This window comes from Pseudomonas sp. 22515, assembly GCF_052044625.1.
In the GTDB taxonomy this organism is placed as follows: Bacteria; Pseudomonadota; Gammaproteobacteria; order Pseudomonadales; family Pseudomonadaceae; genus Aquipseudomonas; species Aquipseudomonas alloputida.
In genome coordinates this window covers 40,418-48,163 of the sequence record NZ_JBQENN010000037.1, presented here as the reverse complement: position 1 = coordinate 48,163, position 7,746 = coordinate 40,418, and the positions used below count along the sequence as shown (strand labels likewise).

Annotated in this window: 4 protein-coding genes; all 4 read right to left on the bottom strand. The window is 61.1% G+C overall.

What is annotated here, in order from left to right; all coding sequences use genetic code 11:
• Positions 1 to 71: 71 nt before the first annotated feature.
• The 4 genes from ltrA to ACTJJN_RS24890 all read right to left on the bottom strand — a co-directional run bounded on the left by ltrA (position 72) and on the right by ACTJJN_RS24890 (position 7,568).
• Complete coding sequence (gene ltrA / locus ACTJJN_RS24905; protein WP_221101214.1) at positions 72 to 1,493, bottom strand: group II intron reverse transcriptase/maturase; 1,422 nt, start codon at positions 1,491 to 1,493, stop codon at positions 72 to 74.
• Between the two features lie 781 nt (positions 1,494 to 2,274).
• Positions 2,275 to 4,053: an acyl-CoA dehydrogenase C-terminal domain-containing protein gene (locus ACTJJN_RS24900; RefSeq protein WP_003255600.1), complete on the bottom strand. Its 1,779-nt coding sequence runs from the start codon at positions 4,051 to 4,053 to the stop codon at positions 2,275 to 2,277.
• Between the two features lie 124 nt (positions 4,054 to 4,177).
• A complete protein-coding gene (locus tag ACTJJN_RS24895; protein WP_014755114.1) occupies positions 4,178 to 5,461 on the bottom strand; it encodes a GGDEF domain-containing protein in 1,284 nt (427 codons plus the stop codon).
• 301 nt (positions 5,462 to 5,762) lie between these two features.
• Positions 5,763 to 7,568 (bottom strand): phenylacyl-CoA dehydrogenase, encoded by a 1,806-nt coding sequence (locus ACTJJN_RS24890; protein ID WP_010951720.1) that lies wholly within the window; start codon positions 7,566 to 7,568, stop codon positions 5,763 to 5,765.
• Positions 7,569 to 7,746: the final 178 nt, after the last annotated feature.

Here is a 7,746-nt window from a genome sequence, read left to right as displayed (position 1 = left end):
ATTGAGTAGGAGGCGGGTTCACACCCGCCGTCCTCTCACACCACCGTGCGTACGGTTCCGTACACGGCGGTTCAAGCTATGCGGCTAAGCCGGTTGATCGTATCCAGTATCGAGACCAGTCCGAGTCGATCCCATAGTTTCTTCGGCAGCGCCTGATTCATATGTGGCGCCCCCGAGTTCCACCATGGGCCTCGGCCGTTATAGGCCGATTTACAGGCACGCTCCTCGCTTAAGCCCAGACGCATCAGGTTGCGCGCCCTCGTAGAGGGCTGTTTCCATTGGCGCCAAATGGCACAGCGGAGTTTGTGCCTGATCCAGCCATCCAGCTCCTCAAGTGGCCGCTTGCTCTGGCTGAGCTTGAAGTAACCCGCCCAACCTCGTAGTACGGGGTTTATCCGCTCGATGGTGTTTGCCATCTTGCGGCCCCGCGCGCCGCATAGCAGCTCTGCGAGCCGGTCGCGCAGGCGACTCAGGCTCACCGTTGCCACCCGCAACCTTGGCTGCTGATGCCAGCTCATCCCATAACCCAAGTAATCACACTTCCAGGCTCTCGCGACTCGACTCTTCTTCTGATTCACCGTCAGTTTCAAACGTTGACTCAGGAAGCGCTCGACACTAGCCAGTACCCGTTCGCCAGCCCGAGGACTGCGCACATAAATGTTCGCGTCATCGGCATAGCGCACGAAGCGATGGCCCCGCCGCTCCAGTTCGCGGTCAAATTCATCGAGCAGGATATTCGACAGCAGCGGCGAGAGCGGGCCGCCTTGCGGCGTCCCTTCCTGCCGTGGACTGACGACACCGCCTGACATGACTCCCGCTTCAAGGTAGCGACGGATAAGCCTAAGTACGCACTTATCTTTGACCCGGCGCTCGATACAGGCCATGAGGATGTCGTGGTTGACCCGATCAAAAAACTTCTCCAGATCGACTTCCACGCACCACCGGTGCCCCGATGCCACATGGGCACGGGCCATCTCGACAGCTTGATGCGCGCTCCTGCCCGGACGGAAGCCGTAGCTAAAATCCGAGAACAAAGGATCGAAGAATGGCGTGAGTTGTTGCAGCAATGCCTGCTGGATCAGGCGATCCACGACGCTGGGAATTCCCAGTTGCCGCGTGCCGCCCTGCGGCTTGAGAATTTCAACCGCACGTACGGCTTGGGGATGGTATTCACCGGCCAGCAATCTGCCTTTGAGGATTGGCCAATACTGATTCACATAGCCTGCAAGGTCGGCGACCGTCATGCCATCGGCACCCGGCGCTCCCTTATTGCTGACTACGCGCTTATACGCACGTCTGAGGTTGGCCGGTGCGAGCACCCGCTCCATCAGCGTGTCCGGCTCTGCGTTCGTCCACGCCGATGACGCCGTCGATACCTTTGCGCTGTCAGGCATCATCCTCGGCTTCTGGCCGGGATTCGGAGTGACAGATTCCGTTTTAGGAAATTTCTGCATTGCGGCTACCAACGAGACAGTGACGCCTACTGGCGGCATAACCTGTTCGGCCCTTGGTGACGCGGTTAACCGCCACTTACTACGGCCTCGGCTGACTTCTGCACGCTCATCCCGTCGCCTCTCGACGCTCGGTAGCACCAAGGCAAGCGTACAGATCTCCCAGGGTAATTCGCGTGACCTTCCTGCTTATGCCTGTCGGATTTACGTCGCAGCGTTCCGTGCAAGTATTGGGCTTTGACGATTATGGCCGTCTTGCCCCGCTGCGCCGCCTGATCCGCTTCCTGTTCGTCAGGCCAGCATTTTGCCTCGGGCTTCCTTCAGATTCGTAGTCGCCCACGACACCCTTGCCTCTGGCTAACACTTCCCCTTGCCGGGTGTGTAGAGGACTTTCACCCCCAAGTCACCAGCGAGGCCACCACAGCCAAGCTGGTTGCGCTATCGCGCAACGCGCCATGCCTGGCGCACCATAAAGAAAACCCCGCCGAAGCGGGGTTTTCCAGACTGTTTCCCTGTGACATCCGTATCGCCCCGCCATCCTGGCAGGTGGTCCTTCGTCGTCGTCCTTGATCTGTCCTTTGCGCTTCCTGCGCAACGTCCATGTGGTAAAGATTAACAGTGGATCCAATCTTAGAACAGTGGTGAAAAGTCACCGCGTCGTGTAGGAAAAAGCTTACACAGGGAGTCCATTCACAGATATGCGATGGCTGAGGCCGCTTTGCGGCCCAATCGCGACGCAAGGCCCCACCTATCCAAACTTAGGCAATACCTGTGGGAGCGGCCTTGCGCCGCGATTGGGCTGCGCAGCAGCCCCAGAAATCGATCAGAACTGCTCGGCATCCAGCAGGTACAGCGATTCACTTCCCGCCTTCACCGAAGCCACCAGCGAATCCACCCGTGGCAGCAACCGCGCAAAGTAGAACCGCGCCGTACCCAGCTTGCCCGAATAGAACGGCGCATCCCCCTCGCCCGCCTGGGCCGCCCGCGCCATCAGTGCCCACATGTAGCCATAGGCAACATAGCCAAAGGCATGCAGGTACTCGACCGAAGCCGCGCCAATTTCATTCGGGTTGCCCTTGGCCTGCTGCAATACCCACTCGGTCAACCCGTCGAGCTGGTCGAGCGAAGCGCCCAGTGGCTTGGCGAATTCGTCCAGTTCGCTGCCTGCACCGGTAATGAACTGGCGAATTTCGTCAGAGAACAGCTTGTAGTATGCCCCGCCGCTGGCCACCACTTTACGCCCCATCAGGTCGAGGGCCTGGATGCCATTGGTACCTTCGTAGATCTGGGTAATGCGCACGTCGCGCACCAACTGCTCCTGCCCCCACTCACGAATGTAACCATGCCCGCCAAATACCTGCTGGCCGTGCACTGCGCACTCCAGGCCCAGGTCGGTGAGGAAGGCCTTCGCCACCGGCGTCAGCAGTGCCACCAGCTCTTCGCTGCGTTTGCGCACGCTGGCGTCTTCGCTGTACTTGGCACTGTCCAGTTGCATGGCCACATAAGTGGAGAATGCGCGGCCACCTTCGATCAGCGCCTTCATGGTCAACAGCATGCGACGCACGTCCGGGTGGACGATGATCGGGTCGGCAGCCTTGTCCTTGGCTTGTGGGCCGGCCGGGGCACGGCTTTGCAAGCGATCGCGGGCGTACTCCACGGCGTTCTGGTAGGAGCGCTCGGCCGACGCCAGGCCTTGAATGCCAACGCCCAGGCGCTCGTAGTTCATCATGGTGAACATGGCCGCCAGGCCTTTGTTCGGCTCACCGACGATGTAGCCGACAGCTTCGTCGAAGTTCATCACACAGGTAGCCGAGGCCTGGATGCCCATTTTGTGCTCGATCGAGCCGCAAGTGGCCGGGTTCCGCGCGCCGAGGCTACCGTCTTCATTGACCAGGAATTTCGGCACCAAGAACAGCGAAATACCTTTCGGCCCCGCCGGTGCATCCGGCAACTTGGCCAGCACCAGATGGATGATGTTCTCGGTCAGGTCGTGTTCGCCACCCGTGATGAAAATCTTGGTACCGCTGACCTTGTAGCTGCCATCAGCCTGGGGCTCGGCCTTGGTGCGGATGATGCCCAGGTCAGTACCGGCATGCGGCTCGGTCAGGCACATGGAGCCGGCCCAAACGCCGGCATACATGTTCGGAAGGTATTTTTCCTTCAAGGCCTCGCTGGCGTGGGCGTTGATCGACAGACAGGCGCCGGCCGTCAGCATCGGGTACAGGCCGAAAGCCAGGCTGGACGCGTTGACCATTTCCTCGACCTGGGCCGAGATGGCCTTGGGCATGCCCATACCGCCGAACAGCGGGTCGCCGCCCACGCCCACCCAGCCGCCTTCGGCGTAGGTGTTGTAGGCTTCAATGAAACCGGCTGGGGTCCGCACCGCGCCGTTGTCCCAGTGGCAGCCCTCTTCGTCGGCGGCGCGGCTGAGCGGCGCGATGGTCTTGGCGGTGACCTTGCCGGCTTCTTCCAGCACGGCCATGGCCGTGTCGGCATCGACAACCTCGGCCAGCCCGGGCAACTGCGTCCACTGCTCGGCCACGTTGAAGACTTCATTCAGTACGAAGCGCATGTCGCGCAGGGGCGCTTTATAGTCAGCCATGACAACCTCTCGCTAGTCGGGTCGGGGCGGTCTCGGGGAACCGCGACACTGGGGTTACTGGCAGTGTAACCGAACAACTTTTGCGAGACATAGGGTCATCAACCGACTGTATAGTCTCGCCTGGTCACGCCGTGCGCACTGCCCCCCGCAGTGATTGTCGCCCATGCACCATGACACAATTTCGCCCCGCGCCTTTGGCACTGTAAAGCGCCTGGTCGGCGGATTTCAGCACCGCCTCGGGGTTGCGATGATCGGCCTGGCGCTCGGCCACGCCGATACTGATGGTGACCGAGACCGTGCCGCCGGCGCTGCCCGCCCGGCGCTGGCGCCCGGCGGTATCGTCCTGCGGGCGGTTGTGCTGATCGCGCAGGTGCATCACGTAATTGGCGATCACTTCACGCACGGCCTCCACATGCGGCACGCATTCCGCGGCAGTCTTGCCGGCGAACACCAAGGCGAACTCTTCCCCGCCATAACGGTAGGCGCGGCCACCGCCGGTGACCTTGGACAAGCGGCTGGCGACCAACCGCAGCACCTGGTCACCGACATCGTGGCCGTGGGTGTCGTTGAATTTCTTGAAGTGGTCGACATCGGTCATGGCGATCACATAGTTACGCCCCAGGCGCTGCATGCGCTCGTTCAGCGCACGACGCCCCGGCAGGCCAGTCAGCTCGTCACGGAAGGCCATCTGATAAGCCTCGTGCGCCACGGCTGCGGCGATCATCAACATTACCTGGCTGCACATGATGTTCAAGGTAAACGGCAGGATGAAGGTTTGCGGCAGCATCCAGAAAATGCCCAGCAGGCCGATCAACTGCGCAGCGTGCAGCGGCCGGGGTGCACGCAGGTACTGCACCACCAGCAGAATGAACACACCCAGGAACAGTGGGTAGACCATCTGGATCAGGCTCATCCAGTGGCCATGCAAAGCCGGCCAGCGGATCTCCGCCAACCAGGTCAGCAACGCCTCGGGGTAGCTTTGCTGGAGGGCCACCGCCACACTGCCCACGGCAAACAATACGGCACCGCGGGCGACCAGGTCCTGCAGCAGGTGCGTGCGCTCCTGCCAGGCGCCGTACAGCCCGAACAGCGCCGGCAGCAACAGGCAGACCAGGTGGAAGATCACCGCGGCGTCCTCACGCACGCGGCCATGGTCACGGTAGAAGTCGGTCTGGGTATCGAGCAGGAAGTAGGCGATGTACACCGTCAGCATCAGGAACAGCTCACGCTGGCGGCGATAAACCGCACAGTAGGCGCCGCCCAGCAGTAGAACCAAGGTAGGCAGGACATTGAACAGCGATGTGAAAAAGACGCTGAGGTCTCTCACATAGGCTGCGGCGAGCCCTGCCAGCAACAAGAACAGCGACGGCAGGAAGTGGCTTGCGCGAACAGCATTAAAACGAAACAAGGGTAATCTCCAACCCGGCAGATCAATAATGGCATTGTGCCCTCACTTCATCGGCAGTGCACTGGAACAGTTGAATTTGCGGTTGGATGAACGAACTTCCGGCCGCCACGCGAGCCTTGTAGGAGCGGGTTTACCCGCGAATACGGTGGTGCCGGCAACGGTGAACGGCTAATGGAGATTGGCCAGCAGGGCCGGCCTCTTCGCGGGTAAACCCGCTCCTACGAGGGACCACGCTGAACCTGAAGACGTAAAAAACCCGCCTCCCGGTCAGGGCAGGCGGGTTTTGGGTACAGCGCCAGTATCAGTACGACAGGCCGAAGTGCTCTTCGTCCATCGCCATCAGGTTGTTGGCGCCCGACAGCATGGTCGCCACATGGGTACGGGTACGTGGCAGGATGCGCTGGAAGTAGAAGCGGGCAGTCTGCAGCTTGGCGGTGTAGAACGCCTCCTCGCTGGTACCGGCTGCCAGTTTCTCGGCGGCCAGACGGGCGATGTCGGCCCAGAAGTAAGCCAGGCAGGCATAGCCGGAGTACATCAGGTAATCGACCGAAGCCGCACCCACTTCTTCACGGTCCTTCATGGCAGCCATGCCCACTTTCATGGTCAGCTCGCCCCACTCCTTGTTGATGGCCGCCAGCGGTTCGACGAACTCCTTGACCGCTTCGTTACCTTCCTGCGCCTGGCAGAACTTGTGCACGATCTTGGTGAAGCCCTTCAGTGCTTCGCCCTGAGTCATCAGCACTTTGCGACCGAGCAGGTCGAGGGCCTGAATACCGGTAGTGCCTTCGTACAGCATGGAGATACGGCTGTCGCGCACGTTCTGCTCCATGCCCCATTCGGCGATGAAGCCATGGCCACCGTAGATCTGTACGCCGTGGTTGGCGGCTTCGAAACCGACTTCGGTCATGAATGCCTTGGCGATCGGGGTCAGGAACGCCAGCAGGGCGTCAGCCTTCTTGCGCTCTTCTTCGTCCTGGCTGTACTTGACGATGTCCACCTGCTTGGCAGTGAAGTACACCATCGCGCGGTTGCCTTCGGCGAAGGCCTTCATGGTCAGCAGCATGCGCCGTACGTCCGGGTGGACGATGATCGGGTCAGCGGCCTTGTCCGGTGCTTTCGGGCCGGTCAGGGAACGCATCTGCAGGCGCTCACGGGCGTACTTCAGGCCCCCCTGGAACGCCACCTCGGCGTGGGCCAGGCCTTGCAGCGCGGTCCCCAGGCGAGCAGTGTTCATGAAGGTGAACATGCAGTTCAGGCCTTTGTTGGCTGGGCCGATCAGGTAGCCGGTGGCCGCATCGAAGTTCATGACGCAGGTGGCGTTACCGTGGATGCCCATCTTGTGTTCGATCGAGCCGCAGCTCACGCCGTTGCGCTCGCCCACACCGCCTTCGGCGTTGGGCAGGAACTTCGGCACGATGAACAGTGAAATACCCTTGGTGCCGGCCGGTGCGTCCGGCAGGCGGGCCAGGACGATATGGACAATGTTGTCGGCCATGTCGTGCTCACCGGCCGAGATGAAGATCTTGGTGCCCGACACTTTGTAGCTGCCGTCGGCCTGTGGCTCGGCCTTGGTGCGCAGCATGCCCAGGTCGGTGCCGCAGTGCGGTTCGGTCAGGCACATGGTGCCGGTCCACTCGCCGGACACCAGCTTGGTCAGGTAGGTGTGCTGCTGCTCGGCAGTGCCATGCGCAGAAATAGTGTTCATCGCGCCATGCGACAGGCCTGGGTACATACCCCACGACCAGTTCGAGCCACCGACCATTTCGCTCAGGGCCAGGCCCAGCGACTCTGGCAGGCCTTGGCCGCCATGTTCGACGTCATGTGCCAGGCTCGGCCAGCCGCCTTCGACGAACTGCTGGTAGGCTTCCTTGAAGCCGGTTGGGGTTTTCACCCCCGATTCGCTCCAGGTGCAGCCTTCCTGGTCACCCACGCGGTTCAGCGGCGACAACACCTGCTCACAGAACTTCGCGCCTTCTTCAAGGATCGCGTCGACCATATCGGGCGTGGCGTCCTGGCAGCCCGGCAGGCTCTGATAGTGCGCCTCATAGCCAAGCAGCTCGTCGCGAACGAAGCGGATATCACGCAAGGGGGCTTTGTAGTCAGGCATTGCGATGAACCTCTAGGTGAGTTCTGTGGGGTGACCCGCGCTTGGCGGAAGCCGATCAAACAGTTGTTTGAAACTTACGTTTAGCTCAGCTTTCTGTCAAGGATGGACTATGGTGCCATTTACGCCACGAAAAATGGCAAATCAGTCATGCCATGCCAAAAACCCCTGTAGGAGCGGG